This is a genomic window from Mycolicibacterium peregrinum (genome assembly GCF_001665625.1).
Taxonomy (GTDB): domain Bacteria; phylum Actinomycetota; class Actinomycetes; order Mycobacteriales; family Mycobacteriaceae; genus Mycobacterium; species Mycobacterium peregrinum_B.
In genome coordinates, this window is record NZ_LZSY01000080.1 from 79,946 (window position 1) to 105,602 (window position 25,657).

30 protein-coding genes and 1 tRNA gene are annotated in these 25,657 nt (G+C 65.2%); 14 read left to right on the top strand and 17 right to left on the bottom strand.

The window, feature by feature from the left end; translation table 11 throughout:
- Positions 1-132 precede the first annotated feature (132 nt).
- The 4 genes from A5779_RS10400 to A5779_RS10415 all read left to right on the top strand — a co-directional run bounded on the left by A5779_RS10400 (position 133) and on the right by A5779_RS10415 (position 4,297).
- The gene (locus A5779_RS10400; RefSeq protein WP_330220065.1) at positions 133-1,311 is read left to right on the top strand and encodes an ABC transporter ATP-binding protein; all 1,179 of its coding nucleotides are present in this window, start codon (positions 133-135) and stop codon (positions 1,309-1,311) included.
- A 63-nt stretch (positions 1,312-1,374) separates the two neighbouring features.
- Positions 1,375-2,571 carry a polyamine ABC transporter substrate-binding protein gene (locus tag A5779_RS10405; RefSeq protein WP_064881487.1) on the top strand — a complete coding sequence of 399 codons (1,197 nt, stop codon included), beginning with the start codon at positions 1,375-1,377 and terminating at the stop codon, positions 2,569-2,571.
- Positions 2,572-2,576: 5 nt separating this feature from the next.
- On the top strand, positions 2,577-3,452 hold the full coding sequence (locus A5779_RS10410) for an ABC transporter permease (protein WP_064881489.1): 876 nt from the start codon (positions 2,577-2,579) through the stop codon (positions 3,450-3,452).
- A complete protein-coding gene (locus A5779_RS10415) occupies positions 3,449-4,297 on the top strand; it encodes an ABC transporter permease (RefSeq protein ID WP_064881491.1) in 849 nt (282 codons plus the stop codon). The genes A5779_RS10410 and A5779_RS10415 overlap by 4 nt, the downstream gene beginning before the upstream one ends.
- Here the strand turns inward: A5779_RS10415 and A5779_RS10420 are convergent, their stop codons facing one another.
- Genes A5779_RS10420 through A5779_RS10435 form a run of 4 tightly spaced genes read right to left on the bottom strand, consistent with a single transcriptional unit; the run spans position 4,298 to position 6,674 of the window.
- Positions 4,298-4,657 carry a PNPOx family protein gene (locus A5779_RS10420; RefSeq protein WP_110777092.1) on the bottom strand — a complete coding sequence of 120 codons (360 nt, stop codon included), beginning with the start codon at positions 4,655-4,657 and terminating at the stop codon, positions 4,298-4,300.
- 19 nt (positions 4,658-4,676) lie between these two features.
- Positions 4,677-5,510, bottom strand: a complete 834-nt coding sequence (locus tag A5779_RS10425; protein WP_064881551.1) for an EamA family transporter — start codon at positions 5,508-5,510, stop codon at positions 4,677-4,679.
- Positions 5,511-5,545: 35 nt separating this feature from the next.
- Complete coding sequence (locus tag A5779_RS10430) at positions 5,546-6,163, bottom strand: TetR/AcrR family transcriptional regulator (RefSeq protein ID WP_064881493.1); 618 nt, start codon at positions 6,161-6,163, stop codon at positions 5,546-5,548.
- A gap of 19 nt (positions 6,164-6,182) precedes the next feature.
- A complete protein-coding gene (locus A5779_RS10435; RefSeq protein ID WP_064958685.1) occupies positions 6,183-6,674 on the bottom strand; it encodes a hypothetical protein in 492 nt (163 codons plus the stop codon).
- A gap of 155 nt (positions 6,675-6,829) precedes the next feature.
- Between A5779_RS10435 and A5779_RS10440 the strand changes: the two genes are divergently transcribed.
- The 3 genes from A5779_RS10440 (at position 6,830) to A5779_RS10450 (ending at position 9,212) form a co-directional block, all read left to right on the top strand.
- Positions 6,830-8,182: an aromatic ring-hydroxylating oxygenase subunit alpha gene (locus tag A5779_RS10440; protein WP_064881496.1), complete on the top strand. Its 1,353-nt coding sequence runs from the start codon at positions 6,830-6,832 to the stop codon at positions 8,180-8,182.
- Between the two features lie 34 nt (positions 8,183-8,216).
- Entirely contained in the window at positions 8,217-8,690 is a 474-nt protein-coding gene (locus A5779_RS10445; RefSeq protein WP_110777094.1) for a hypothetical protein, read from the top strand.
- A gap of 105 nt (positions 8,691-8,795) precedes the next feature.
- Positions 8,796-9,212 carry a GtrA family protein gene (locus A5779_RS10450; protein WP_064881553.1) on the top strand — a complete coding sequence of 139 codons (417 nt, stop codon included), beginning with the start codon at positions 8,796-8,798 and terminating at the stop codon, positions 9,210-9,212.
- Positions 9,213-9,214: 2 nt separating this feature from the next.
- Here A5779_RS10450 and A5779_RS10455 read toward each other — a convergent pair whose 3' ends face one another.
- From A5779_RS10455 to A5779_RS10465, 3 genes are read right to left on the bottom strand one after another with little or no spacing between them, the layout of a single operon-like run.
- Positions 9,215-10,285: a M20/M25/M40 family metallo-hydrolase gene (locus A5779_RS10455; RefSeq protein ID WP_064881500.1), complete on the bottom strand. Its 1,071-nt coding sequence runs from the start codon at positions 10,283-10,285 to the stop codon at positions 9,215-9,217.
- A 54-nt stretch (positions 10,286-10,339) separates the two neighbouring features.
- Positions 10,340-11,158, bottom strand: a complete 819-nt coding sequence (locus tag A5779_RS10460) for an acyl-CoA thioesterase domain-containing protein (protein ID WP_064881502.1) — start codon at positions 11,156-11,158, stop codon at positions 10,340-10,342.
- 44 nt (positions 11,159-11,202) lie between these two features.
- Complete coding sequence (locus A5779_RS10465; protein ID WP_064881504.1) at positions 11,203-11,901, bottom strand: MBL fold metallo-hydrolase; 699 nt, start codon at positions 11,899-11,901, stop codon at positions 11,203-11,205.
- A gap of 43 nt (positions 11,902-11,944) precedes the next feature.
- Here A5779_RS10465 and A5779_RS10470 point away from each other — a divergent pair, with 43 nt between their 5' ends.
- From A5779_RS10470 to A5779_RS10480, 3 genes are read left to right on the top strand one after another with little or no spacing between them, the layout of a single operon-like run.
- Positions 11,945-12,766: a serine hydrolase family protein gene (locus A5779_RS10470; protein WP_207549062.1), complete on the top strand. Its 822-nt coding sequence runs from the start codon at positions 11,945-11,947 to the stop codon at positions 12,764-12,766.
- A 47-nt stretch (positions 12,767-12,813) separates the two neighbouring features.
- Positions 12,814-13,608 carry a DoxX family membrane protein gene (locus tag A5779_RS10475; RefSeq protein WP_064881506.1) on the top strand — a complete coding sequence of 265 codons (795 nt, stop codon included), beginning with the start codon at positions 12,814-12,816 and terminating at the stop codon, positions 13,606-13,608.
- A gap of 10 nt (positions 13,609-13,618) precedes the next feature.
- Complete coding sequence (locus tag A5779_RS10480; protein ID WP_055114004.1) at positions 13,619-14,149, top strand: RDD family protein; 531 nt, start codon at positions 13,619-13,621, stop codon at positions 14,147-14,149.
- 62 nt (positions 14,150-14,211) lie between these two features.
- Here A5779_RS10480 and A5779_RS10485 read toward each other — a convergent pair whose 3' ends face one another.
- Both A5779_RS10485 and A5779_RS10490 read right to left on the bottom strand, forming a co-directional pair.
- The gene (locus A5779_RS10485; RefSeq protein ID WP_064881508.1) at positions 14,212-15,654 is read right to left on the bottom strand and encodes a GntP family permease; all 1,443 of its coding nucleotides are present in this window, start codon (positions 15,652-15,654) and stop codon (positions 14,212-14,214) included.
- Complete coding sequence (locus A5779_RS10490; protein WP_064881510.1) at positions 15,651-16,166, bottom strand: gluconokinase; 516 nt, start codon at positions 16,164-16,166, stop codon at positions 15,651-15,653. The genes A5779_RS10485 and A5779_RS10490 overlap by 4 nt, the downstream gene beginning before the upstream one ends.
- Before the next feature lie 120 nt (positions 16,167-16,286).
- On the opposite strand from A5779_RS10490, the gene A5779_RS10495 reads away from it, so the two are divergent.
- Positions 16,287-17,003, top strand: a complete 717-nt coding sequence (locus A5779_RS10495; RefSeq protein WP_064881512.1) for a FadR/GntR family transcriptional regulator — start codon at positions 16,287-16,289, stop codon at positions 17,001-17,003.
- A gap of 8 nt (positions 17,004-17,011) precedes the next feature.
- On the top strand, positions 17,012-17,899 hold the full coding sequence (locus A5779_RS10500) for an SCO6745 family protein (RefSeq protein WP_064881514.1): 888 nt from the start codon (positions 17,012-17,014) through the stop codon (positions 17,897-17,899).
- Positions 17,900-17,904: 5 nt separating this feature from the next.
- On the opposite strand, the gene A5779_RS10505 is transcribed toward A5779_RS10500, so the two are convergent.
- The 7 genes from A5779_RS10505 to A5779_RS10535 all read right to left on the bottom strand — a co-directional run bounded on the left by A5779_RS10505 (position 17,905) and on the right by A5779_RS10535 (position 24,286).
- The gene (locus A5779_RS10505) at positions 17,905-18,231 is read right to left on the bottom strand and encodes a YnfA family protein (RefSeq protein WP_064881557.1); all 327 of its coding nucleotides are present in this window, start codon (positions 18,229-18,231) and stop codon (positions 17,905-17,907) included.
- Between the two features lie 90 nt (positions 18,232-18,321).
- Positions 18,322-19,083 (bottom strand): ABC transporter ATP-binding protein, encoded by a 762-nt coding sequence (locus A5779_RS10510; protein ID WP_064881516.1) that lies wholly within the window; start codon positions 19,081-19,083, stop codon positions 18,322-18,324.
- Complete coding sequence (locus A5779_RS10515) at positions 19,067-19,921, bottom strand: ABC transporter ATP-binding protein (RefSeq protein ID WP_064881518.1); 855 nt, start codon at positions 19,919-19,921, stop codon at positions 19,067-19,069. Before A5779_RS10515 ends, A5779_RS10510 begins: the two co-directional genes overlap by 17 nt.
- Positions 19,918-21,120 carry a branched-chain amino acid ABC transporter permease gene (locus A5779_RS10520; RefSeq protein ID WP_064881520.1) on the bottom strand — a complete coding sequence of 401 codons (1,203 nt, stop codon included), beginning with the start codon at positions 21,118-21,120 and terminating at the stop codon, positions 19,918-19,920. The genes A5779_RS10515 and A5779_RS10520 overlap by 4 nt, the downstream gene beginning before the upstream one ends.
- Positions 21,117-22,166 carry a branched-chain amino acid ABC transporter permease gene (locus A5779_RS10525; RefSeq protein WP_064881522.1) on the bottom strand — a complete coding sequence of 350 codons (1,050 nt, stop codon included), beginning with the start codon at positions 22,164-22,166 and terminating at the stop codon, positions 21,117-21,119. The genes A5779_RS10520 and A5779_RS10525 overlap by 4 nt, the downstream gene beginning before the upstream one ends.
- An 85-nt stretch (positions 22,167-22,251) precedes the next feature.
- Positions 22,252-23,463, bottom strand: coding sequence for a branched-chain amino acid ABC transporter substrate-binding protein (locus A5779_RS10530; protein WP_064881524.1), 1,212 nt, complete (start codon positions 23,461-23,463; stop codon positions 22,252-22,254).
- 196 nt (positions 23,464-23,659) lie between these two features.
- Complete coding sequence (locus A5779_RS10535) at positions 23,660-24,286, bottom strand: two-component system response regulator PdtaR (protein ID WP_064881559.1); 627 nt, start codon at positions 24,284-24,286, stop codon at positions 23,660-23,662.
- Between the two features lie 83 nt (positions 24,287-24,369).
- Between A5779_RS10535 and A5779_RS10540 the strand changes: the two genes are divergently transcribed.
- Positions 24,370-24,446, top strand: a tRNA-Leu gene (locus A5779_RS10540).
- A 6-nt stretch (positions 24,447-24,452) separates the two neighbouring features.
- Here the strand turns inward: A5779_RS10540 and A5779_RS10545 are convergent.
- Positions 24,453-24,749, bottom strand: a complete 297-nt coding sequence (locus A5779_RS10545) for a hypothetical protein (RefSeq protein WP_131811629.1) — start codon at positions 24,747-24,749, stop codon at positions 24,453-24,455.
- 210 nt (positions 24,750-24,959) lie between these two features.
- Between A5779_RS10545 and A5779_RS10550 the strand changes: the two genes are divergently transcribed.
- Positions 24,960-25,634 carry a methyltransferase family protein gene (locus tag A5779_RS10550; protein ID WP_064881529.1) on the top strand — a complete coding sequence of 225 codons (675 nt, stop codon included), beginning with the start codon at positions 24,960-24,962 and terminating at the stop codon, positions 25,632-25,634.
- Positions 25,635-25,657 lie beyond the last annotated feature (23 nt).

A 25,657-nucleotide genomic window follows, 5' to 3' on the forward strand; every position in this document is an offset into this window, starting at 1 on the left:
TCGGACGAAGGATTCCATTGAAAAATTGTTAATTCATTGCGGAAACGGTTGCGAAGGTCGGAACAATCCGCGATTGTTTACCGACAGCTTCCGCGGCTGCACTGGAGGAGGATTCCGCTGACCGGCCCAGAAATCACCGCCGTCGACAAGTCGACGGGACACGACGGCTCGCCACGCACCGGCGCGCCAGTCATAGAGATCGACCACGTCACGAAACGGTTCGGCGACTACGTAGCCGTAGCCGAGGCTGACTTCTCGATCGCCTCGGGTGAGTTCTTCTCGATGCTCGGCCCCTCGGGCTGCGGGAAGACCACCACGCTGCGCATGATCGCCGGATTCGAAAGCCCGACCGAGGGCGCAATCCGGCTGGAGGGCGTCGACGTCTCCCGCGTGCCACCGCACAAGCGCAACGTCAACACGGTCTTCCAGCACTATGCGCTGTTTCCACACATGACAGTGTGGGACAACGTCGCCTACGGGCCGCGCAGCATGAAGAAGGACAAGACCGAGATCAAACGCAGCGTCGACGAGCTGCTGGAAATCGTTCGGCTCACCGACTTCGCCAAGCGCAAGCCCGGCCAGCTCTCAGGCGGTCAGCAACAGCGCGTGGCCCTGGCCCGCGCCCTGGTCAACTACCCGAGCGCGCTCCTGCTCGATGAGCCGCTCGGCGCCCTTGATCTCAAACTGCGCCACGCAATGCAGTTCGAACTCAAGCGGATCCAGCGCGAGGTCGGCATCACGTTCATCTACGTCACCCACGATCAGGAAGAGGCGCTCACGATGAGCGACCGGATCGCGGTGATGAACAACGGAAACGTGGAGCAGATCGGCAGCCCCACCGAGATATATGACCGCCCGGCAACCGTTTTCGTCGCCAGCTTCATCGGACAGGCCAACCTGTGGGCGGGCCGGCAGACCGGACGCTCCAACCGCGACTTCGTCGAGGTGGAGGTACTCGGTACCACGCTCAAGGCCAAGCCCGGCGATACCACCATCGAGCCCGGTGGGCAGGCAACCCTGATGATCCGCCCGGAGCGGGTCCGCGTCTCGATGGAAGTGCCCACCGGGGAGGTGGCCACCGTTCCCGCCACCGTCAAAGACCTGACCTTCCAGGGTCCGGTGCTCAGGCTCTCCCTTGCAGCGCCTGATGATTCGACGATCATCGCCCACGTCGGCCCCGAGCAGGAACTGCCCCTGCTGCGTCCCGGCGATCAGGTCCACGTGGGTTGGTCGCCTGACGCGTCGCGGGTGCTTCCGGCCGCGGACATCCCGACCACCGAAGATCTCGAAGAGATGCTCGACGATACGTAGGCACTCTCCACCCGCCGCCCCTGCCCGTGACCAAAAGCGTCCGAATTCACCGAAAGGCCGCCCATGCCTGAAAATATCGACCCCCGCCTGCTCGCCCGACTGACCGCGAACCGCACCTCGCGGCGTCGCTTCCTCGGTGGTGGCGCTGCGGCCGCCGCCGCATTCGCGCTGGGCCCCGCCGTGCTGGCCGCATGCGGGACAGGTGGTGAGGGTGGCTCCGCCGGGACATCGTCGGCCGCCCCCGACGATGGATCGCCGGCCACCGGCAACGTGCGCATCTCGAACTGGCCGCTGTACATGGCCGACGGATTCGTCGCAGCGTTCCAGACCAAGACCGGCCTGACCGTGGATTACAAAGAGGATTTCAACGACAACGAGCAGTGGTTCGCCAAGGTCAAGGAACCGTTGTCCCGCAAGCAGGACATCGGGGCCGACCTCGTGGTGCCCACCGAGTTCATGGCAGTCCGGCTGGCAGGACTCAAGTGGCTCAACGAGATTCGGGACTCCCGCGTCCCCAACAAGAAGAATCTCCGCGAAGACCTGCTCAACTCGAAGGCCGATCCGGGCCGCAAGTACACCGCACCGTACATGACCGGCATGGTGGGCCTGGCCTACAACAAGGCCGCTACCGGACGCGACATCACCAAGATCGACGACCTGTGGGATCCGGCCTTCAAGGGCCGGGTCAGTTTGTTGTCCGACACCCAAGATGGGCTCGGCATGATCATGCAGTGGCAAGGCAACTCCGTCGAGGATCCGACCACCGAATCCATCACCAAGGCGGTCGATTTCATCCGCGAGCAGAAGGACAAGGGGCAGATCCGGCGGTTCACCGGCAACGACTACGCCGACGATCTGGCAGCCGGAAATATCGCTGTAGCCCAGGCATATTCGGGTGACGTCGTGCAGTTGCAGGCCGACAACCCGGACCTGCAGTTCATCGTGCCGGAGTCTGGCGGCGACTGGTTCATCGACACCATGGTGATTCCCTACACCTCGCAGAACGAGAAGGCGGCCGAGGCCTGGATCGACTACGTCTACGACCGGGCGAACTACGCCAAACTCATTGCGTTCACCCAGTTCGTGCCGGTGCTGTCCGACATGACCGACGAGCTCGCCAAGATCGACCCCAAGCTGGCGAGCAACCCGCTGATCAACCCGCCCGCCGACGTCCAGGCCAAGCTCAAGTCCTGGCCGGCGCTCACCGACGAACAGACTCAGGAGTTCAACAGTCTGTACGCCGCAGTGACCGGAGGCTGACGCCGATGGCAGGCGTGGCCACCAGTAGCCGGCAGCGGAGCAAGATCGCCCCGTATCTGATGATCCTGCCGGCGTTGGTGTACCTCGGAATCTTCTTCGTGGTGCCGTTCATCTCGCTGGCACGCACCTCGTTGTCGACATCCGGCGGTTCGGTGTACCTTCCGACACTGGAATTCGACTGGAACTTCGGCAATTACGCACATGCGTTCAGCGAGTATCAGGACCAGATTCTTCGGACGTTCGGCTATGCCTTGGTGGCGACTCTGCTGTGTGCGCTGCTGGCCTTTCCACTGGCCTACGTCATCGCCTTCAAGGCCGGCCGATACAAGAACCTGATCCTCGGCCTGGTGATTCTGCCGTTCTTCGTCACCTTCCTGATCCGCACGATCGCCTGGAAGACGATTCTCGCCGACGACGGTGTGGTGGTGAGCGCGCTCGGGTCCATCGGACTGCTGCCCAGCGAGGGACGGCTGTTGTCTACGAGTTGGGCCGTTGTCGGCGGCCTGACCTACAACTGGATCATCTTCATGATCCTGCCGCTGTACGTGAGCCTGGAGAAGATCGATCCGCGCCTGATCGAGGCCTCCAAGGACCTGTACTCCTCGAACGCCCGCAGCTTCACGAAAGTGATTCTGCCGCTGTCGATGCCAGGGGTACTTGCCGGAAGCATGCTGGTGTTCATCCCCGCTGCGGGCGATTTCATCAATGCGGACTACCTCGGCAGCACGCAAACCACCATGATCGGCAACGTGATCCAGAAGCAGTTCCTGGTGGTCAAGGACTATCCCGCGGCAGCCGCACTCAGCATGGTGCTCATGGCGATCATCCTGGTCGGCGTACTGCTGTACACGCGGGCGCTCGGTACGGAGGATCTCGTATGACGTTGACCGCGATGGCCGACGCCACCAGTCCGGCTGAACCGAAAGTAGTCAAAGGCTCACCACGATGGGGTGACTGGGCACTGCGGATTGTCGCCGGCCTGGTGTTGCTGTACCTGTTCCTGCCGATCTTCGTGATCGTGATGTTCTCGTTCAACAGGCCGGCAGGCAAGTTCAACTACACCTGGCAGGGGTTCACGCTCGACAACTGGGCGCACCCGTTCAAGTACCCGGCGCTGACCGACGCCCTCAAGCTGAGCTTGAACGTCGCAGCGGTATCCACCGCCATCGCACTGGTGCTCGGCACCCTGGTCGCCATCGCCCTTGTGCGCCAACGCTTCCGCGGCCACAAAGCGGTCGATACGTTCCTGGTGCTCCCGCTGACCGCGCCCGAGGTCGTGATGGGCGCCTCCCTGCTGACCCTGTTCCTCGACCTCGGCTGGGCTGCGGGCTACACCACGATCCTCGTCGCCCACGTCGCATTCGAGGTCAGCTTCATCGCCATGACGGTGCGGGCCAGAGTCCGCGGATTCGACTGGACACTTGAGGACGCGTCAATGGACCTCGGTGCCAGCCCGACCAGAACGTTCTTCAGAGTGACTCTGCCGCTGATAGTTCCGGGCATCGTCGCCGCGGCCATGCTGTCGTTCGCACTCTCGCTCGACGACTTCATCATCACCTACTTCGTCAGCGGCTCCACCGTCACGTATCCGCTGTACGTCAATGCGGCGGTCAAGGCTGCGGTGCCGCCGCAGATCAACGTGCTGGCCACAGCCATCCTGGTGATCAGCTTGCTGCTGCTCGTGGCCGGAACGCTGTACCGGCGCAAGCGGATCGACGTCTCCTGATCAGGAGGCGTCGAGCTGCACCGTGACGGCCACCTTGCCCCGGCCGTCACGGTGGGCGACCGCGTGCCCCGTGCGATCCGTGCCGTCCAGGTTCCGCAAGGTGAGCGGTCCCCCCTCGCCGAGGAAGTTGCGCCACCAGTTCTTGCTGTCCGGCGCCATCACGTGGATGGTCACCTGATCGCCGTCCCGCTTTACCGAAACCGGGGTTTCGAACCACTGACCCGACCGCCGCCCGGTGTAACCGATCACCACCACACCGTGACCGATCCATCGGCCGAACACCGGTACCCGGGTCAGGCCCACCGCTGCCGCATTGAACCACCGCGAGACCGGGGAATTGAAGACTCCACCGCGTGCCATTGGCGCCAGCGTAGCCGGATCAACCGATCTCGGCAGGGACCGGTGTGGCGCGCGCACCCGTGCGAGCTGCCCCGATTCCCGCCGCCACCACCAGGCAGATACCGATCACCGCCGCCGCGGCCGGAGCCTGATGGAGCAGAACGAAACCGACCAGCATCGCGAAGGCGGGCTCCAACGCCATCAGCGTCCCGAACGCCGCCGTGCTCAGATACCGCAACGCGGACATCTCGAGGGCGAAAGGAACCACCGGCAGCAGGATCGCCAGCCCCACACCGATCAGCAGTAGCTGCGGGGTCAGCTGGGGAAATACCGACGGCCCCACCACCGCGCTGCCGACCAGACCGGCCACCGGCATCGACACCCCCAGTCCCTTGATACCGGCCACCTCATCGCCGACCCGCTGCGTCAGCAGGATGTAGCACGCCCAGCACAGTGCCGCGCTCAGTGCGTAGAGCACACCGATGAGGTCGACGTCGCCCGTCCACGGCTCGGTGAGCAGGACCACCCCGGCGGCCGCCAGCCCGGGCCACAGAATCCGATTGCGGCCTTTCCCGTGCGCGACGGCCACCCCGAGCGGCCCGAGGAATTCCAGCGCGCTTGCCGTGCCGAGCGGGATCCGGGACAGGGCCGCCATGAAGAGCATCGTCACCCCGGCGGTGACCACGCCGAGTGCGACGCAGGTCCAGAATGCCGATCTCGTGAACGCCGAGGGGCGTGGTCGCACGATGACGAGCATCAGGACGCCCGCCCACGCCAAGCGCAGCCATGCGGCACCCTCGGCGCCGATGTCATCGATCAGGCCGACGGCAACCGCCAGCCCGATCTGTACGCAGAGCATGGAGGCCATGGCCATCAGCGCGCCGGTGCGCGCAGGATGTCCGGTCTTGCTCACAAGTCGTTCCCCTTGGGGACAACAATATTGGCCAGAACCATGCGAAGGAACGGGCGGTAGACCGCTTGGTCGTCGACAAGGCTGTTGAGCGTGACGCCGTCGTTGGCGGCCAGAATGACCCGGGCCAGGTCCAGCGCCGGGATGCTCAGATGGCCGCCCAGGCGGGCGGCACCCTTGGAGATGTAGTCGGCCAGCGCGCGGACCGTCTCCTCACGCTGCGCAGCCACGCGCTCGCGCGCCTCGGGGTTACGCAGCAGGAACAGCGTGTACTCGGATCCGAGGACGGCACGGTCAGACCCCTCGGCGGCCACCAGATCTCGCCAGCGGTCGCCGAGTTCGTCGGCGTCGAGATCCTCGAGCGCGTGGAACGTTTCGATGACGTCGGCGAATCCGTCGAGGAATTGTTGGCGCTGCCGTTCGATCACCGCGAGGAACAGTTCGGCCTTGCTGCCGAAGTGGGAGTAGATGGCACCCCGGGTGTATCCCCCGACTTCGGCGATGTCTTCGAGTGCGGCGCCGTCAAACCCTTTGCGCGCGAATACCTCTTCGGCAGCATCCAGCAGGACGTTGCGCGTGTGTTCCAAGCGGCGTTGCTTCGTCCAGCGTTCGGCCATGACCCCATCCTGTCAAACGTTAGCCAGCGGGTGTGGCGGTGTCTGCCTGCCGCGGCGACCACCGCTGCTCGGCCGGCCGGAAGTGCTCGGTGAATCCGGCCGAGGCCAGACTTCCGCAGGCTCTCAGTGCCTGCTCTTTGAAGGCACGGGCGGCCATGCTGAGGCGATGCTGAAGCGCATCGTCGCTGCTGACCTGCCGGCCGGAGCCGTCGTGCGGCGAGCTGTGGGAAACGGGCGGAACACAGCGATAGGTCTGGTGCCGTGGGCGCTCCGCCGCCGAGCTCAGAGAATGGCCGACCCGGACCAGCGTTGTCCCGGTGTCGGCGAACTCGGCGTCCAGGACCCCGATACGGGTCTCGGCGCCGAGAATCTTCAATGCCGGCGTCCCGACCGTTTCCGGTAGCCAGACGACGACCGCCCAACCCCCGAGTGCTCGGTCGCAGATGAGTCCGCCGGCCCAGATCACCGCTTGCTCTGCGCTTTTGGCCAGAACGTCCAACTGAGCCCGCACCAGAACACCTCCACGATCGCTGCGGCTTGTCCCATAGATATTCATACTTGTATTGCAGATACGTCAATGTATAGTAGTGATCACAGTCACAGGTGAGGACGTTCTGTTCTCCAACCACGCCTCGCAACCCCGATATCGAATGAGGAGGTCAGCCCGTGCAGACAGCACGCCCCGGCAATTGGGTCGACACCGCCACCAAGCTGGACGACATCGCGCCCGATGCCTATCGGATGCAGATTCCCACCAGTCGCTATGTCGCGCCGGAATTCGTTGCCCAGGAGCGTGATTCGATCTGGAAGAAGGTGTGGCAGGTGGTCGGCCGGGTCGACGAGTTGACCAAGGCCGGCGATTGGAAGCAGTACCAGATCTTTGATCAGTCCTACCTCGTGGTGCGGGGTAAGGACGAGAGGCTTCGCGCATTTGTCAATGCCTGCCGACACCGCGGCAACGTGCTGTGTCGCGAGGCCCGCGGGAACGCCAAACGTGGCTTTCTCTGCCAGTACCACCTGTGGTCCTACGACCTCGACGGCCGACTCAAGGGCATGCTGCGGGAGGCGCTGGCCGGGCCGATCGACAAAGAAACCCACGGCCTCATCGAGGTCTCGGTGGGAACCTTCGCCGGGTTCATCTTCCTCAACCCTGATCCGAATGCCGGACCTCTGGCGGACTTCATCGGCGAGGAGGTCGCGACGATGCTGGCGCCGTATCACCTCGACGAGATGGTGACGGTGATGGACGTGACCGAGGCCATCGACTGCAACTGGAAAGTCGTCCTCGATGCCTTCCAGGAGGGCTACCACATCGACGGCATCCACCCGCAGTTGCTGCGGGTGATCAACATCGACCCCGCCACGAGCCGGTACCGGTTCTTCGAGCAGCACAGCGTGTCGATGGCACCGTTCGATGTCGTCGGAGCCACCCCGGAGCAGCAGGTCGACGGCATCATGGATCTGCCCGAGACCTTCCCGTCGACGGTGGCGGTGCTCCCCCGGTTCCAGGAACTTGTCGCCGAGTACCGCGCCGACGATGGCTCGTTGAACTTCCCCGACGGCATCACCGCCCGCCTGCTGCTGCAGCGGGCAACGCGAGACACCCTGACCGGCATGGGACTTGACGTCAGCGAGCTGACCGACGCCCAGATGAGCGACAACCACGGCTGGGTGTGGTTCCCCAATTTCTTCATGACCATCCGGGCCGGCGAAGCCACGATCATCATGTCGCTGCCGCACCCGGACGGTGATCCCAACCGCTGCATCTGGCATGTGGCCAGCTATATGTGGCTGCCGGACGAGATGAAAGCCGCCTTCACCGCGGAACCGATCGTCGTCGACGAGGCGGGCAGCTACAAGTATTTCGAAGCGCTGCAACAGGATTACGAGCAGATGCCACGTCAGCAGATCGGGTTGCGCAACACCGCCCTGCAGCACATGGCGTTGGTCAAGGAAGAAGTCGTCATCGCCCACTTCCATTCGGTCGTCGACAAATATCTGGCAGCAGCCGGCTCCTGACGCGTCCCATCGCCCATCCGACCACAGAACAGGAATTCCACCGTTGAAAGATGTCAGCGAAGTTGTCGACGACTACACCGGTCGATGCCGCACCGTGGTGCAGTATGCGGTCACCACCAAGCAACTGGTGGGCGCCGCCAAACAACCCGGCTTCGGGACCGAAGGGTGGGCCCCGCTGGCCGACTTGGTCGCCGTCGACGAGTTTGAACGCGTCGGCAATTTCAAGGAGGTCATGAACTGGGAGCAGTACATCGACTTCATGACGAACTGGGCCGCCGCTTCGGAGTGGGACGGCTTGTTCAAGCGCGTCAGCGAAGTCGACGGCGTCGTGTTCCTCGAACTCGAGGAACGCACCAAGATGGGCGACTTCGAGTCAGTGGTCAACTCGATCTCGGTGTACGAGTTCACCGCCGACGACAAGATCCGCCACATCGACCTTTACCTGCAGATGGCGTTGCCGAATACCGAGATGCTGACCAGCTATGAGGGCGTGGCGATCTCGGAGTGACGGTGAAGTTCGCCCGTTGCTCACGGTCCTGACACCTTCCGATGTCACCGTGTCCATGTGCGGAGCGAACCGCGCCGGGTTACGCCGGCCGAGCGATTCCACCAGATGTGCGTCGCGGTGGTGCGGGCCCTGCCCGCACCACTGAATTCTCTTGTGGCTCCGACATTCCTCGGTTTCGCGTTGATCAACACCTTCACCTTCGGGGTCGACCTGATGATCCTGACACTCCTGCACGGTGGGTTCCGGGCGCCGCTCCCGGTCGCGGTGACGGTCGGATACGCCGCTGCTTTCGGCCTGGCCTACTACCTGAACCGGACTCTGAACTTCCGCTCGCACGCGGCGGTCGGTCCCCAGCTGTCGGTGTACGTGGTCGTAGTCGTGGTCAACTACCTGGCATTCATCCTGGGCGTCTCCAGCGGGCTGGCAGCCGTGGGGGTCGAGTACCACCTGGCCCGGGTCGTCGCCGGAGGATGTGAGGCGGTGTTCATGTACACCGCCATGCGATGGGTGGTGTTTCGGTGAGTTCACCCATCGACGACGACCTCGACCAATACATCTGTCACCGCCGTGATGGCGGTACGGGAAATCACCTCGTAGCCATGCGTACTCAAGGTCGGCAGACACAGCAGTCCCGCCTGGGGCGACAGCCCTGAGGCTTTTGTGTGTGACGCATCGGACTCGAAGGCGCCGAGCACCGCCGCCTGCGGCGAATATCCGAGATCCCGTGCGATCGCACACAGGCGATCGGCGACACCCTTGTCGTATACGCACTGCGCGTCGCTGTACGCCACGATCGGCCCGCCGGTGACCGTGGTGCCGTACTCCGCTTCGGTCGGGCCGACTTCCACCGCAAGCGTGAGATCCCCGGGCACGGTCCGGCAGGCGTGCGCGGCACCTACCCCGCCGACCTCTTCGTTCGTCGTGAACACCAGGTACAGGTCGCCGGCCGGACGCCGACCGGTGTCACTCAGCCGTCGGGCCAGCAGGATCAGGGCGAGTACCGCGGCACGGTCGTCCATGAAATAGCAGCCGAAGTAGTCACCCACCTCGATGAGCTCACGCTTGCTGCGGTCGATACACACCCGGGTGCCCGGTCCGATACCCGTCTTGGCCAGCTGGTCGGACTCCATGCCGGTGAATACGTAGACATCCGGCCAATCCAGTGCCTTGTCGCCCTGGTCGGGCTTGGTCTGCCAGACGTGCTGGGTTTCCTGTGTCGTGTGCTCCGAGCCCAATGCGAGGACCCCGCACAGGGTTTCGTCGTCGCCCAGAATCGCGACGGGGCCCAGACCGAAATTGGCCGGGTACATCGTGCCCAGCGGGGTCAGCCGCAGTGTGCCGTCCGGCTCGATCCGCTTGACGAGCATGGACAGTTCATCGAGATGGGCCAGTATCCGGGTGGTTGCGGCGCCCGGCTTCGCCCCCTTGATCAAGGCGACGAGGTTGCCTGCGGCATCGGTCGAAAGTTCGTCGACGAGGTGTTCCAGCTCCCGGCGGCAGACCTCGCGCACCTGGTCCTCCTGACCGCACGGGCCATAGGCCAGCAAGAGCTCCTGCAACAGCGCACGTTCGAACCCGTCATCCAGCCCGGCCATGTCTGCTCTATTGCCGCTGCGGCCGGGCTGGAAACCTCAGTGCCGGTCAGGCGGTCACCTCGGTGCGGTGCGATCCGGGAACGGGTCGTTGTTGAAATCGATCTGAGCCGCCGGGTTGCTGATCGCGGTGACGAGGCCGGTGCCGAACGACCCGGCACTGTCGTACAACGTCGAGGCGCCGACCGCGATGCCGTCGGCGGCCCGATGCGAGTCCGCCTCCACGCCGATCCACTCGTCTCGCGGGAGCCGCGACAGCGCGACCGTGAGGTCACCGTTGATGTAGCCGACGCCGGCGGTTCCCAGGTTGGTGACCAGGCTGGTGCCCTCGGCCGCCATCGCCGCCCGCACAAAGGGCGAATTCGGGTGGCCCTGCACCACGGTGATGGTGCGGTTCATGAATCGCTTACGCGACGCGTTCTGATGATCGGCGATGGCGCGACTCCAACCGCCGGCATCGCTGCCCATGTATGTCGTCCGATCTCCGTCGAGCACGGCGGGCGGTTCGAAGCCGGCCGTCGAGATCCATTCCTCACCACGCGGCGGTTCACTCAACCGGTATTGAACCAACGTCGCCCGCGCGACGGTGACGCCGTCCTGGACCAGTTCGCACTCGGAGTTGCGGACACGCCTGCCGTCGCGGATCAGCGCCACCTTCGTCGTCGTCGGCAGCCCACGGGCGGCCTTGAACAGGTCGACCGTCAACCGAGCCGGCAGAAATTCGGGCAGGCCGAAGGCTGACTCCAATGCCCGGGCGGCCAGGCCGACGAGCGCTGGGCCATTGAGATGATCCTGACCCCAGTGGCTCTGGGCAAAGCGGGTCGGCTGGAACCGGTCCTGCTCGGACTGCACGAAATGGGCGTCAACCTCGGTCATCGGCGAATCGTCGCATATGGGCTAACTAATTTGGACGGCGGGGATCACGAAGGCCGCCGGGCACCCAGCCAACGCTGCTGAAGCCGGATGAAATGCGCGTCGACGACGGCGCCGTGGCCGGGAACGTAAATCCCGTCCTCCCCGCCCGCGGCCAGCACCGCCTCCAGGGTGACCGGCCAGGATTCGAGGTCGGAGTCGGCGTCGATGACCGGGTCGCCGGACTGCTCGACGAGGTCACCACAGAACACGACCGTATGCCTGTCCGGCACCGTGACGATCAGATCGTGGTTGGTGTGGCCGGCGCCGGGGCGGCAGATGCTCACGGTCCGGCCACCGAGATCGATCTCTCCACCGGACACCTCATGCACGGACTCCGGCATTGCCGCGATGGCCCGGTCGACGTCGTCGGGGTCGGCGCCGTAGCGGACCGCGTCCTCGCGCAAAAGCGGCCGGCCGCTTGTCATGGCAGCGGCAACTTCTGGTGCACCACAGATTTCGGCATCCTTGAACCAGGAGCAACCGAGGACGTGGTCAAAATGGTTGTGCGTCAGGACGATATGCCCGACCCGATGACCTGTGAGCACCGCGACATCGGCCTCGATGCCGCGTGCCTCGGCCAAAGTCGTACCGGCATCGACCAACAAAGCATCGGTGCTGCCACTGACCAGACCGACGGTCACGTCCAGGAAGGGCAGGCGCGTGCGCCACACACCCGCCCCCAACTGTTCCCACTCGTAGTTCACAGCCCCGTGCCGGCCAGCGGATCCACCCTGCGAAGCTACTCCTATGCGCCGCCTCCTGTCCTTTGCCTGCGTATTGGCCGCGTTGGGCGCCGGCACCACTGTCCCGTCGGCGAGTGCCGCCTGTCCGACCGGATCGGACTGCGACTTTTCGGAGCGCCTGGCCGCTGCCGACGCCTACTTGGCGACCCGCCCGGGCACGGTCGGGTACGTCCTGCGTGACCGCACCACCGGCGCGGTCTACCGAAATGCACACGCCGGCGAACAGGTGTGGACGGCGTCCACGATCAAGCTGGCCATGGTGGTCGACCTGCTGACCAGGCAACGGGCCGGCACCGTCACGCTGACCGATTGGGACCGGGCCCTGATGGCGGCCATGCTGCACTCCTCTGACGACGATGCAGCCGACACCCTGTGGTCGCGGTACAGCGGCGCCGATCACCAGGCGTTCAACGCCGACTTCCCCGCGTACGGGCTGACCGGGCTGCAACCGCAGCGCGGGTTCAGCAGGACGTTCCCGTACTGGGGCTTCCAGAAGGCCACACCCGAGGATCTGGATCGGTTGATGACCTACACGCTGACCAGCCTGACCCCGGCCGAGACAGCCGGCATCGTGGATGCGCTGCAGCACGTGGACGCGAATCAACAGTGGGGCGTGTGGGGTGCCGGACCGGCGATGAATCCCGGTAACAAGGACGGCTGGTCACTCGAACAAGGCGGCTGGGTGGTCAACAGCGTCGGCTTCGCCGGACCACAGCAGCGCTACACGCTGGCGATCATGAACGCGCTCGGCGACCAGGGCGGCTACGACGACGGCGTCCAGACCACCACCCATCTCAGCGAGGTATTGCTGGCCGGGCGACGCTGACCTGACCGGACAGGTTTGCCCTGGCGGGCTCTGGGAACTCCTAGCTCATGTTGATCAGACGAATCGCCCGCCCCATGCTGTCTGCGACCTTCATCGCCCGAGGCGTCGAGACCCTGCGCGACCCGAGCACCTCCACCGAAGCGACACGCAGAACCCTGGGTGCGCTGAGTGCACTGCCCGGCCCCGTGGGTGCCGGGGTTCCGAACAACGCCGACACGGTCGCACGGGTCAACGCGGCGGTTCAGGTGGGCGGTGGGCTACTCCTGGCGCTCGGCCGGGCCCCTCGCCTCACCGCAGCGGCGCTGGCCATCACGATGATTCCGAGAAGCATTGGTTCACAGGCATTCCTGAAAGACACCGACCCGCAACACGCCGCGGCTCAGCGTCGTGAGTTTCTCACCGACGTGAGTCTGTTGGGCGGGCTGATCATCGCCGCAGCCGACACGGCCGGCAAGCCGTCGTTGGCCTGGCGCGGACGCCGTGCGGCACGGAACGTCTCGGCCAGCGTCGCCGCCGTCGTTCCCGGTGTATCCGCAAGCAGTGACGCCCTCACCGACAGTGCGTTCGCCGAGAAGGTCGGTCAGGGCCTGGCCGTCGGTGCCGAACGCGGCCGCGAACTCGCCGATGCGGCAGTGGAACGGACGACTGAATGGGCGACCGAATTGGCGCAACTCGCGCGGGAACACGGTCCCGAGGTGGCCGACGCGGCCCGCGAACGCGCCACCGAGTTCGCCCACATCGCCCGTGAGCGGGCACCCGAACTCGCCGAAGCCGCGCGTGAACGCTCCGCTGCGCTGGCCGATGTCGCGCGAGCCCAACTCGAGCAGCGACGGAGTCGGTAGCGTTGACGGCATGAGTACGGGCGACTCTCCACCGGAATTCGGTCAGTACGGACAACCGGGCGGCTACCCACCGCCCTATGGCGGGCAAGTACCGGGTGGGTATCCCCCGCCCTATGGCACCCAGACCCCAGGCGGCTTGGGCCGGCGCTGGCTGGCGCGCGTGATCGACGGGATCGTCGTCATGATCGGCGCGTTCTTCCTGTCGTTCGTCACCGACTCACTGTCGAGCTACTGGGTGACCGGTCTGTTCACCGGACTCCTCATGTTCATCTATTACGTGGCGTTCGAAGTGGGGATGGGGTCGACACCGGGCAAGAAGGTACTGGGGCTCGCAGTACACGGACCCGGCGGCACACCGAAGCCGACGGCCGCGCAGTCGGCGATTCGCAATGCCTTCACCCTGCTGACGATCATCCCGTGGGTGGGCGGCCTTCTGGCAGTCGTCGCGATGATCGTCATCGCAGTGACCATCAGCGGCAGCCCCACCAAACAGGGCAAGCACGACGAACTCGCCGGCGGAACACAGGTGGTCCGGGGCTGAGAACCCTTGCGTGAGGTGCCCGTTCACCGGGCACCTCACGTTTCGGGGTTCGGCTTACCGTCTCAGACGACCAGCCCCAGCAAGAGGACGAAAACCAGACCGGATACCGACAGCACGGTTTCCATCAGCGACCAGGACTTGATGGTCTGGCCCACGGACATCCCGAAATATTCCTTCACGAGCCAGAATCCGGCGTCGTTGACGTGCGAGAAGAACAACGATCCGGCACCCACCGCGAGCACCACCAGGGATACCTGGCCGGTGCTCATCCCATCTACCAGGCCGAGCATGAGCGACGACGCGGTGATGGTGGCCACGGTGGCCGACCCGGTCGCCAACCGGATCAGTACGGCCAGCACCCACGCCAGCAGCACCACGGACAGATTGGCGCCCTTGGCCCATTCGGCGAGCAGGGTGCCGATTCCCGTGTCGACCAGAACCTGTTTGAATCCGCCGCCGGCCGCCACGATCAGGATGATGCCTGCCACCGGCGGCAGAGATGACTCGATGATCTTCACGATCTCGTCTCGGCTCATCTTGGCTCCGCCACCGAGAGTGAACATGCCGACGACCACCGCGATGAGCAACGCCATCAAGGGCTGGCCGAGGATGTCGAACGTCTGACGCAGCAGATGCGACTTGTCGTCGACCAGGATGTCGACGAGCGCCTTGCCCATCATCAGCGCGACGGGCAACAGCACGCTGAACATGGTGAGGCCGAAGGTCGGCCGCGTCTTCGTCGCGGTCACCGTTCCCGCCGCGCCGGCGGTGCCATCGCCGTTCGATTGCCCTTCCGTAGGGTCCGCGGCGTCGAACCGGTCCGGGACCTCGAGAACGACCCAGTGTCCGGCCAACTTGCCGAACAACGGGCCTGCCACAACGATCGTCGGGATTGCCACCAGCACACCCAGCGCCAGCGTGACCCCGAGGTCGGCGTTGAGCAAGGAGATCGCGGCGACCGGTCCCGGATGCGGTGGAACAAATCCGTGCATGGCCGACAGGCCCGCCAGCGCAGGAATGCCGACCGTGATCAGGGAAAGTTGCGAACGGCGGGCCACCAGGTAGATCACCGGCATCAGCAGCACCAGGCCGATCTCGAAGAACATCGGCAGGCCGATGATCGCGCCCACCAACGCCATTGCCCACGGCAGCATCCGCGGTGACGCGTGTCCGACGATGGTGTCGACGATCTCGTCCGCTCCCCCGGAATCGGCCAACAGCTTGGCGAACATCGCGCCGAGAGCGATCAAGATCCCGACGCTGGCGGCGGTGGACCCGAATCCGCTGGAGAACGAGGCGAGCACGTCGCTGATGTTCTCGCCCGCAGCCATGCCCACGGTCAGCGCGCCGAAGATCAGGGCCAGGAACGGATGCAGCTTGACGATCGTGATCAGCACGACGATCAGCGCGATGCCGGCCAGTGCGGCCAGGACCAACTGCGCGCCACCCGCCACCGGCTCAACCAGCTCCGTCCCGGCCGCGAGATGAGTGAGCGTCGAGGTCATCGGTTCTCCTGTTCGGTTGTCGCAGCGTCGCATTGGGCCACATATTCGTCGACGATGGCATCGATGCTCTGATCTACGTCGATGGCCACACCGGCCTCATCCGGTCCGAGCGGCTCCAGCGTCGCGAATTGGGAGTCCAGCAGCGTGGCCGGCATGAAATGTCCCGGCCGACTGGCCTGACGTCGGCGGATCACTTCGCGTGTGCCGCTCAGGTACAGAAACACGACGCCGGGACAGTGCCGCCGCAATTGGTCGCGGTATTTGTGTTTGAGTGCCGAGCAACTCATCACACCACCTTCGTGGTGCTCGGCGAGCCAGTCGCCGATCGCCTCCAGCCAGGGATAGCGATCGGCGTCGTCGAGAGCGTGGCCCGCCGACATCTTGGCGATGTTGGCGGCGGGGTGAAAGTCATCGCCGTCGGCGAACGGAACGCGCATTCGCTGTGCCAGCGCGGCGCCTACTGTCGATTTCCCTGACCCCGATACGCCCATGACCACGACTGGTGAACCCATACATCCCTCACAATGTGTGTCTGCCGTCACACAGCATGACGCAAAAAGCATACGTTTGCAACAAGGTCACGATTACATCTGTTTTTTACTGCTCAACGCGCAATATGACAGGATGTAACCGTGTCCTCGCCCTCAAACGTCGGCGCGCTGCATGCCAGCCTGCTGACCTCGCTCGGCACCGGAATCGTCTCCGGCGAGCTGGCGGCCGAGCAGGTGCTGACCCTGGACCGGCTCAGCGCCGAGCATGAGGTGTCCCGCAGCGTCGCGCGCGAGGTGATCCGGGTGCTCGAGTCGATGGGCATGGTCGAATCTCGACGCCGGGTCGGGATCACCGTCCAGCCGGCGCGCAAGTGGAACGTGTTCGACCCCAGGCTGATTCGGTGGCGCCTACAGGCCGGCGACCGGGCAGCGCTGCTGGCATCACTGTCGGAGCTGCGGCGCGGTTTCGAACCCGCTGCCGCGGCACTCGCCGCCCGACGGGCGAATCCGGACCAATGCCGGGTGCTGGCCGCCGCGGTGTCGGACATGGTGGTGCACGGGCGGTCCGGCAACCTCGACGCATACCTACTGGCGGACAAGGTATTCCATCGAACCCTGCTCGAGGCCAGCGGCAACGAGATGTTCCGCGCGCTCAACGACGTCGTAGCCGAGGTCCTGGCCGGACGCACCGAGCACGGCCTGATGCCGCACTCCCCCAATCCGGCCGCCATCGAGCTGCACGACGAGGTCGCCCGGGCCATCCGGCTGCGCGACGAAGACGCCGCGGAGCGGGCGATGCGGGCCATCATCGACGAGGCCGCCACCGCGGTGATCGATCCGGTCGGCCCCGATGCTTAACTAGCGGAATGACTCGCACTCCCGCGTTGGCACGTCGATTCTTCGAGCGGCTGGAGCCGGTACACGGAGTCACCTACTTCGCCCCCGAGCCCCGGGCGGCCTTCGATGCCGCGGGCTACCGCGGCTTCTGGATGGGGTACTTCGCCAGCCGCTCGGCTCCACTCGGCATCGTGGCGCCGGAAGTCGTGACGGCCGCGTTCTACAACTTCACCGCCGAGCGGGTTGCCAAGGCGCTGCCGGCGGTCTGGGACATAGCAAGTCCGGCAACGCATTTGCAGATGCGATCGGACACGGCGGTCGCGGCGCTGCGTCGCTCCGGGGTGGCCGACTCCGAATCCACTCGCCTGGCCGCCGAGCTGACCGCGAAGGCAGCTCGCACCGCACCGCTGGAGGGGCGGCCGCTCTACGCCGCCAATCGGGCCTTGCCGTGGCCCGAGGAACCGATCGCGAAGCTCTGGCACGCGGTCACCCTGCTGCGCGAGCAACGCGGCGACTCCCACATCGCCGTGCTGGTCGCCGAGGGGATCAGCGGCCGGGAAAGCAATGTACTGCATGCCGCGGCCGGCCGGGTGCCGCGCGAGATGATCATGCGCAGCCGCGACTACGACGACGAGCAGTGGGAGCATTACGTCGAGCGGCTGCGCTCCCGGGGCTGGCTGGACAGCCGGGGCGACCTGACCGACGCCGGGCGCGCCGTAAAGCAGGCGGTCGAGGACCGTACCGACGAGTTGTCGGTGGCGGCGCTGGACGCGTTGACCGACGACGAGATCACCACCCTGTTCGCGACGCTGACACCGATCACCCGCCAGGTGGTGGCCGCCGGTGACGTGCCGGCCGCCACGCCCATGGGCCTGCGCCGCGACGATCTCGACGACGACAGCGCCCATCTGGGCTGACAGCCTCAACGCGGGGCGTACATGATCAGGCCGACCCCGACGAGCGCCACAAGTGCGCCGGTGACATCCCAGCGGTCGGGCCGGAAGCCGTCGGCGGCCATGCCCCACAACAACGATCCGGCGATGAACACCCCGCCGTAGGCGGCCAGCACCCGACCGAAGTGGGCGTCGGGCTGGAACGCTGCGACGAAACCGTAGGCGCCGAGCGCGATCACCCCGGCCCCCATCCACATCCAACCGCGGTGCTCCCGTATGCCCTGCCACACCAACCAGGCCCCGCCGATCTCCAACACCGCGGCCAGCACGAACAGCGCGATCGATTTGCCTACCATCACCACCTCAGCGTGCCGTGAAGGTGCACAAATGCCGAATCCTGCGCGGCGTGTCGCCGGCAGGCCCGCACGCTCGCGACGCCTGGGGGTTCAGGCCACGCCGAGATAGGCGGCGCGAATACTGTCGTCCGCCAACAATTCCCGCGCAGCACCGGTGCGGGTGACACTGCCGGTCTCGAGGATGTAGGCCCGGTCCGAGCGGCTCAGGGCCTGTTGGGCGTTCTGCTCCACCAGCAGCACCGTGGTGCCCTGGGTGTTGATCTCGGAGATGATCTTGAAGATCTGTGAGATCACCATCGGTGCCAGTCCCATCGACGGTTCGTCGAGCAGCAGCACCCTGGGCCGGGCCATCAACGCGCGGCCGATGGCCAACATCTGCTGCTCCCCGCCCGAGAGGGTGCCGCCCACCTGGGAACGCCGCTCGGCCAGCCTCGGGAACGTCGTGAACACCCAGTCCAAACGCTCGTCGTGCTCGCCGCGGGACGCGAATTTGCGCCCATAGCAACCCATCTCCAGGTTTTCCACCACGGTCATACCGGGAAAGACCCCGCGTCCCTCCGGGGCCTGGATCAGCCCGTCGATGACGCGCTGGTGGGCTTTCACGCGCGAGATGTCGCGGCCCTCGAACCACACCGAGCCCGAGGTCAGCGACCGCAGGCCCGAGATCGCGCGCATCATGGTGGTCTTGCCGGCCCCGTTGGAGCCCAGCAGCGTGACCAGCTCTCCCTCGTGCACCACCAGTGAAACCCCGTGCAATGCCTTGATGCGGCCGTAGTGCACCACCGCGTCGCGCACCTCGAGCAGTACCGAGCGGCTGGTCTCCGTCGGTGACAATTCAGGAGATGTCGTCATCGGGTACCCCCAGATAGGCGGCGATCACTCGCGGATCTTCACGGATCTCCGACGGTAGGCCGTCGGCGATCTTGCGGCCGAACTCCAGCACCACGATGCGGTCGGTCACGCCCATCACCAGTCGCATGTCGTGCTCGATCAGCAGCACCGTGTAGCCGTCGTCGCGGATCTTGCGGATCAACTCGATCAGCGAGGCCTTCTCGGCCGGGTTGAACCCGGCAGCCGGTTCGTCCAGGCACAGCAGCTTGGGCTCGGTGGCCAGCGCGCGGGCGATCTCGAGGCGCCGCTGATCCCCGTAGGGGAGGTTCTTTGCCTTCTCCTCGCCACGATGCGCGATCCCGACAAAGTGCAGCAACGCCACGGCACGTTCGATCGCCGAGCGCTCCTCGCGACCGTGCCGCGGGGACCGCACCAAGGCACCCGGCACCGAGGTCTTGTGCCGCGCGTCGGTTCCCACCATCACGTTCTCCAGTGCGGTCATCTCGCCGAAGAGGCGGATGTTCTGGAAGGTGCGGGCGATACCCCGGCGGGTGATCTGGTGCCGTTTGATGCGGCCCAACGGGGCGCCGTCGAACACGACCGAACCCGAGCTGGGCCGGTACACACCGGTGATCGCGTTGAAGCACGTGGTCTTGCCCGCACCGTTGGGTCCGATCAGACCGAGGATCTCGCCGCGGCGGATGTTGAAACTGACCGAGTCCAGGGCCACCAGGCCACCGAACTTCACGGTGAGCTCCCGGGTCTCGAGCAGGATCTCACCTTCGGCGGCCTGGATGTCACGGTGAACCCCGGCCAGCTCCTCGACACTCTCGGTCACACCGGGCATGGGCTCGCTCATCCCACCGGCTCCTTGTCTGCGGCACCGCGCAACAACCGTCGCGCCGATCTGCCATAGGTCAACAGCTGCTGGCGCACCGGGAACAGACCCTGCGGCCGGAAGATCATCAGCACCACCAGCGCCAAACCGAAGAACAGGTACTTGAGATCACCGAGGTTGATCCCGAGGAACTCGACCCCAAGGAGGCGGTTCGGCAGATACACCACGATGAAGGCGCCGAAGATCACGCCGAGCTTGTTACCCTGCCCGCCGAGCACGACCGCGCACAGGAACAACATCGAGTTGATGATGTTGAACGTCGGCGGTGCCACGTACTGGACCTGCCCGGCGTAGAGCGCACCTGCGAGCCCACCGATCGCGGCGCCGATCACGAAGGCCCACAGCTTGAACCGGAAGGTGTTGACGCCCATCACTTCTGCGGCGTCCTCGTCCTCACGGATGGCCACCCAGGCGCGCCCGACCCGGCTGCGTTCCAGGTTGCCGACCAACAGCAGGATCCCGATCATCAGGATCAGGCCCAGCCAGAACCACCACGTGCCGTAGTTGGCCTCACCGACCGAATTGCCGCTGGAGAACACACCGTTGGGCAGCTTCTCGCTCTCCCCCACCCGCGGGTAGGCGACCTGATTGAGCCCACGTGAACCGTTGGTGATGTCGGACAGGTTGTCGGCGAGCAGCCGGATGATCTCACCGAAGCCGAGGGTGACGATGGCCAGGTAGTCGCCGCGCAACCGAAGTGTCGGCGTTCCCAGGATCAACCCGGCCAGCGCGGTGACGGCCATGGCCAACGGCACACAGGACAGCCACGCCCAGTCCTTGCTGAAGAAGCCGTCGGGGCCCACCTTGTTCCAGGGGCTGTCGGGGCTGGTCAACAAGGCGACGGTGTACGCGCCGACGGCATAGAAGCCCACATAACCCAGATCGAGGAGGCCGGCCTGACCGACGACGACATTGAGGCCGATCGCGATGACGGCGATCATCGCGAACTGCGCCATGGTGCCGCCGAAACTGATGCCAGGGGTATTGAGGAAACTCGGGGTGAACAACGGCAGCAGCGCCAATAGCCCGAAACCCACGACGCCGACAACCCATTTGGCCATCCGCGGAACGGTGGACCAGTATTCGCGGATGGCGTCGCCGGGGGCCAGTAGCGTCCTGGTCACCGAACCGGCCGATTCTGAACCGTGAGGCTCGCTCATACCCGTGCCTTCCCGAGGCTCTCACCGAGTATCCCGGTCGGCCGGAACAACAGCACCAGCACCAGCAGCACGAACGCCACGACGTCACGCCACTGCGTTCCGAACACCACCTGCCCGTAGTTCTCCATGATGCCCAACAGCAGACCGCCCAGCAGTGCGCCGCGGAGATTCCCGATGCCGCCCAGCACCGCCGCTGAGAACGCCTTGATGCCGAGCAGGAATCCGCCCGAGTAGATGATGCCCTGCGGCACCTTCAGTGTGAACAGCAGCGCGGCGACCCCGGCCAGCAGACCACCGAGCAGGAACGTGGACATGATGATCCGTTCCCGGGAAACCCCCATCAGCGTCGCTGTGGTCGGATCCTGTGCGACCGCACGGATTCCGCGTCCGAATTTGGTGCGGTTGATGGCGATGTCGGTCAGGAGCGCGACGACCAGGGCGGCACCGATGATGACCAGCGTGACGTTGGTGATCACGGCCTCGAACTTCGTGCCTTCGAACAACGTGAACTGAATCGTCGGCCGGACCAGCTTGATGGGCTGCTGCGCGTTGCTGCCGCCGTAGCCTTTCAAGATTTTCGGCAACACGAAATGCACGAATTCCTGCAGAACGAACGACATTCCGATCGCGGTGATGAGAAACGTCAATGCGCGGGCGTTGCGTTTTCGCAGCGGCCGGTAGGCGATGAATTCGAGACCCGCGGCCGCCGTTCCGGACACCAGCATCGCGAAGACCATGGCAACACCGAGGTAGAACACCGTCAGCATCACGCCCTTGTCGTACGGCGTGCCGGGAGTGAACCCCAAGATGACGTCGAGGCAGAAGTACGTCCCGAACATGCCCAGCATGAAGATCTCGGAGTGGGCAAAGTTGATCAGCCGCAGGACGCCGAAGACCAGCGTGTAACCGACTGCCACCAGAGCGTAGATCGCACCCCACGACAGCCCGTCGACCGTCAGTTGGAGAAATCGGTCCTGCAATCCGTCCAGGTTGAAACTGATGTTGGCTGCCAGACAGGCGGACTGCTCGACGCACTGGTGGATCATCCGGCGGCGGCTCCTGACTCAAGGGGTGTGAAGCGAAACGCGTCCGAGTCCTGGGGACGGTCTCGGACGCGTTTCGCTCAAAGGGCTACTTGACTTCGTACATCCAGATCAAGTTCGTGGTCAGCTCGCCCTTGTCGGTCCACTGGTACTTGCGCGCCACACCTTGGCCCTCGTACTTGCGGACGTAATCCAGCATCGCCGGCCGCGTGATGGCACCCGAGTCGATGCCCTTGAGCAGGATGGTGCCCAGGTCATAGCCCTCGGTGCTGTAGGTGCCGGGCGCCTGGCCGAACTTCTTGGTGTACTCGTCGGCGAACGCCCCGGTCGCCGGGCCACACGGGCAGGACAGCAACGCGCCCTTCGACGCTTCGCCCGCCTGGTTGACGAACTGCTGATCCTTGGTGCCGTCGGCGCTGACGAACGTCGCCGTCACCCCGCCGTCCTTGAGCTGCTGCACGAACGGTGCGGCCTCGGAGTAGTAGCCACTGTAGAAGACCGAATCCGGGGCCGCGCTCTTGATCTGGGTGACCGCGGCCGAGAACTCCTTGTCCCCCTTCTTCACCGAGATGTTGCACGACGAATCAGCAACCGGGCCAAGGGTTTCACGCACGGCCTCGGCCAACCCCAGCCCGTAATCGGTGCTGTCGTCGACCACGCACACTTTCTTGTGGCCCAGCGTGTTCTTGAGATAGTTGGCCACCGAGGGACCCTGCACCCCGTCATTGGCCAGGCCTCGGAAGAATGTCCGCCACCCGTTCTCGCTCAACGTGACGTTGGTCGCCGAAGCGGTGGCGGCCACCAGGCCGGCCTGGTTGAACACATCGCCGGTGGCCTTGGTCTCCCCGGAGAACGCCGGCCCTACCAAGCCGATGATCATCGCGTCGTCGACGATCTGCGGCGCCACGCCGGTCGCCTTCTGCGGATCACCTTCAGTGTCAAAGCTCTTGAGCTGCACCTGGCAGCCGGCGTTCGCGGCGTTGTGCTTGTCGACAGCCAGCTGCACGCCGTTCTTGATGTTGATACCCAGCGCGGCGTCCGGACCGTTGAGCGCGCCCATCATGCCGAGCATCACGGGCGGGCAGACGGCCTTGCCGTCACCGGCGGGCTCGGCGGGCGCGACGTCCTGGGCGGCCTTGACCTCGGCACCGTTTTCGTCGATCTGGACCTTCTCGACGATCTTCAGATTGGTCTGCGATGCCCCGCCTTCCGGTGCGGACTGGTTACAGCCGGCAATCGCCAGGGCAACCACACCCGCACTTCCGAGAGCAAATGCTTTCCGTGCCACGCGACCGCGCACGCTTCACCTCCGGGTCAGAGTTGTCAGCGGTACCGACGCCCTGACCTTGCCAGGCCGGGGCGCCGGAGCTTCGGGTAGAACATAGCCAACCACCGGCCCGAGCGCGGGATGTTGAGTGAGGCTTCTTGCGCGTGTGCTGCCTGAACGCGGAATTTCGGCCCGGCAGAAACCCACAATTAACAACCGGGCCGGTCGGTCAGTTCTCCGGAGCCGGCGCTTCCTCGGATTCTTCCAACGTTTCCAGCACCACCTCGGCCACCCGCCGCATAGTGGTACGGCGGTCCATCGCGGCCCGCTGAATCCACTTGAAGGCCTCGGGCTCGGTCATCTGGTGTTTGCTCTGCAGCAAACCCTTTGCCCGCTCGACCAGCTTGCGGGTCTCCAGCCGGTCGCCCAACGTCGCAACCTCGTTCTCCAGCGCGGCGATCTCGCTGAACCGGCTGACCGCCACCTCGATGGCAGGGACCAGGTCGGTGATGCTGAACGGCTTGACCAGATACGCCATGGCCCCGGCGTCGCGGGCACGTTCGACCAGTTCACGCTGGCTGAACGCGGTCAGGATGACGATCGGGGCGATGCGCTTGCTGGCGATCTCCGAGGCCGCGTCGATCCCGTCGCGCCTGGGCATCTTGACGTCCATGATCACCAGGTCCGGGTGCAGGGCCTCGGCGAGCTCGACGGCCTCCTGGCCGTCGCCGGCCTCACCGACGACCTCGTAGCCCTCTTCACGGAGCATCTCGGCGAGATCGAGGCGGATGAGCGCCTCGTCCTCGGCGATGAGCACACGGCGGGGGCTGTCAGCGTCTTTCGGTGACCCGGTCATGGAGAACATTGTGTCGTGGAGGCCGCCGTTCGGCGAGCGCGGGGCCATCCTCTATGGTGTAAAGCCGCAGTACCGATCGGGACGCCCTCGTATCCCAACTGGCAGAGGAAACGGATTCAAAACCCGTACAGTGTGAGTTCGAATCTCACCGAGGGCACCAAGTGAGTCACTGGAGGGCAGCGAAGCAGGCGAAGAGCGCGGCGGGGACATATCCGACCAGCGCAGCGCCGAACAGAGTGCTCAGGACTTTCACCAACCTGGTCTTTCTGATCACTGCGGCCCAGATCAACCCGCCGTAGCCGAGTACCGCCAGCACCCCACTGAGCACCGCTCCCCCTCGTGCCCGCATCGCCTCCGCGGTCGACGGGTAGCGGCCGTCCATCAGGTTCGACGTCAGGGCATCGCTGCTCAACACGACGTAGATCACCGCGAAGGAAGCCAGCAGGATCACAGACGCGGCCATGGCGACCATCGTGGAAATCTTCTGCCTGCTGTCGGGAAGTTCCACCACAGGCACGGACGCTACGGCACGAGGCCTGCGGAAAGCGGTTGCACCGCTGGGTCATAGCTTGGGACCAAACGCACCCGCCTGGTGGGTGCCCGACGGTAGGTTGAGCCGTGCGCTGCGTTGCGCCCGCCGGCGGTCGATGCCGCGGCGGACGACAGGAGGATCGTGAAAGCCGTTGCGAGAGTAGTCGGATTCGGGCTTGTTGAGCTCACCGTGTTCGGCCTGGTGCTGTTCTTGCTCGCGGGGACTTTCGACTACTGGCAAGCCTGGGCTTTTCTGGTGGTGTTCGCCCTCTCGACGTGGATCCCGAGCATCTTCCTGCAACGCGCGGACCCCGCCGCGCATCAACGCCGCAAACGCGCCGGGCCTGCCGCCGAAAGCCGCACGCTGCAAAAGGTCCTCATCGCCGGGTGGTACGCCTCGTTGGCAGCCATGGTGGTGGTCAGCGCGCTCGACCATCGCTTCAGTTGGTCCTCGGTGCCCGCGGCCATCTGCGTCCTCGGCGACGTTCTGGTGGCCGTCGGACTGGGCGTCACGAGCCTGGTGGTCATCCAGAACAGCTTCGCGGCCTCCACCGTTCAGGTGGAGACAGGCCAGCAGCTCGTCTCCACCGGCCTGTACGGGCTCGTACGCCACCCCATGTACACCGGCAACGTGCTGACCATCGTCGGCTTCCCGCTCGCGCTCGGGTCCTACTGGGGGCTCCTGCCCGTCGTCCCCGGACTCATGATGCTCGTCATCCGTATCCGCGATGAAGAGAAGCTGCTGGTCGAGCAACTGGACGGATACCGCGAATACGCGCAGAAGGCGCGGTACCGCCTCATGCCCTACATGTGGTGATCGCCGCGCCCACCCCACCGGGG

Excerpts from the sequence above, each read along its gene's own strand:
- A5779_RS10480 (WP_055114004.1), top strand. The coding sequence starts at position 13,619 with ATGAGTACGGGCGACTCTCCACCGGAATTCGGTCAGTACGGACAACCG.
- A5779_RS10425 (WP_064881551.1), bottom strand. The coding sequence starts at position 5,510 with ATGGCCATGGCCTCCATGCTCTGCGTACAGATCGGGCTGGCGGTTGCC.
- A5779_RS10490 (WP_064881510.1), bottom strand. The coding sequence starts at position 16,166 with ATGGGTTCACCAGTCGTGGTCATGGGCGTATCGGGGTCAGGGAAATCG.
- A5779_RS10510 (WP_064881516.1), bottom strand. The coding sequence starts at position 19,083 with ATGACGACATCTCCTGAATTGTCACCGACGGAGACCAGCCGCTCGGTA.
- A5779_RS10515 (WP_064881518.1), bottom strand. The coding sequence starts at position 19,921 with ATGAGCGAGCCCATGCCCGGTGTGACCGAGAGTGTCGAGGAGCTGGCC.
- A5779_RS10455 (WP_064881500.1), bottom strand. The coding sequence starts at position 10,285 with ATGGCCGGGCTGGATGACGGGTTCGAACGTGCGCTGTTGCAGGAGCTC.
- A5779_RS10535 (WP_064881559.1), bottom strand. The coding sequence starts at position 24,286 with ATGACCGGGTCACCGAAAGACGCTGACAGCCCCCGCCGTGTGCTCATC.
- A5779_RS10410 (WP_064881489.1), top strand. The coding sequence starts at position 2,577 with ATGGCAGGCGTGGCCACCAGTAGCCGGCAGCGGAGCAAGATCGCCCCG.
- A5779_RS10460 (WP_064881502.1), bottom strand. The coding sequence starts at position 11,158 with ATGACCGAGGTTGACGCCCATTTCGTGCAGTCCGAGCAGGACCGGTTC.
- A5779_RS10525 (WP_064881522.1), bottom strand. The coding sequence starts at position 22,166 with ATGATCCACCAGTGCGTCGAGCAGTCCGCCTGTCTGGCAGCCAACATC.
- A5779_RS10430 (WP_064881493.1), bottom strand. The coding sequence starts at position 6,163 with ATGGCCGAACGCTGGACGAAGCAACGCCGCTTGGAACACACGCGCAAC.
- A5779_RS10520 (WP_064881520.1), bottom strand. The coding sequence starts at position 21,120 with ATGAGCGAGCCTCACGGTTCAGAATCGGCCGGTTCGGTGACCAGGACG.
- A5779_RS10450 (WP_064881553.1), top strand. The coding sequence starts at position 8,796 with ATGTGCGTCGCGGTGGTGCGGGCCCTGCCCGCACCACTGAATTCTCTT.
- A5779_RS10475 (WP_064881506.1), top strand. The coding sequence starts at position 12,814 with ATGTTGATCAGACGAATCGCCCGCCCCATGCTGTCTGCGACCTTCATC.
- A5779_RS10470 (WP_207549062.1), top strand. The coding sequence starts at position 11,945 with ATGCGCCGCCTCCTGTCCTTTGCCTGCGTATTGGCCGCGTTGGGCGCC.
- A5779_RS10485 (WP_064881508.1), bottom strand. The coding sequence starts at position 15,654 with ATGACCTCGACGCTCACTCATCTCGCGGCCGGGACGGAGCTGGTTGAG.
- A5779_RS10415 (WP_064881491.1), top strand. The coding sequence starts at position 3,449 with ATGACGTTGACCGCGATGGCCGACGCCACCAGTCCGGCTGAACCGAAA.
- A5779_RS10420 (WP_110777092.1), bottom strand. The coding sequence starts at position 4,657 with ATGGCACGCGGTGGAGTCTTCAATTCCCCGGTCTCGCGGTGGTTCAAT.
- A5779_RS10545 (WP_131811629.1), bottom strand. The coding sequence starts at position 24,749 with ATGGCCGCGTCTGTGATCCTGCTGGCTTCCTTCGCGGTGATCTACGTC.
- A5779_RS10405 (WP_064881487.1), top strand. The coding sequence starts at position 1,375 with ATGCCTGAAAATATCGACCCCCGCCTGCTCGCCCGACTGACCGCGAAC.
- A5779_RS10505 (WP_064881557.1), bottom strand. The coding sequence starts at position 18,231 with ATGGTAGGCAAATCGATCGCGCTGTTCGTGCTGGCCGCGGTGTTGGAG.
- A5779_RS10500 (WP_064881514.1), top strand. The coding sequence starts at position 17,012 with ATGACTCGCACTCCCGCGTTGGCACGTCGATTCTTCGAGCGGCTGGAG.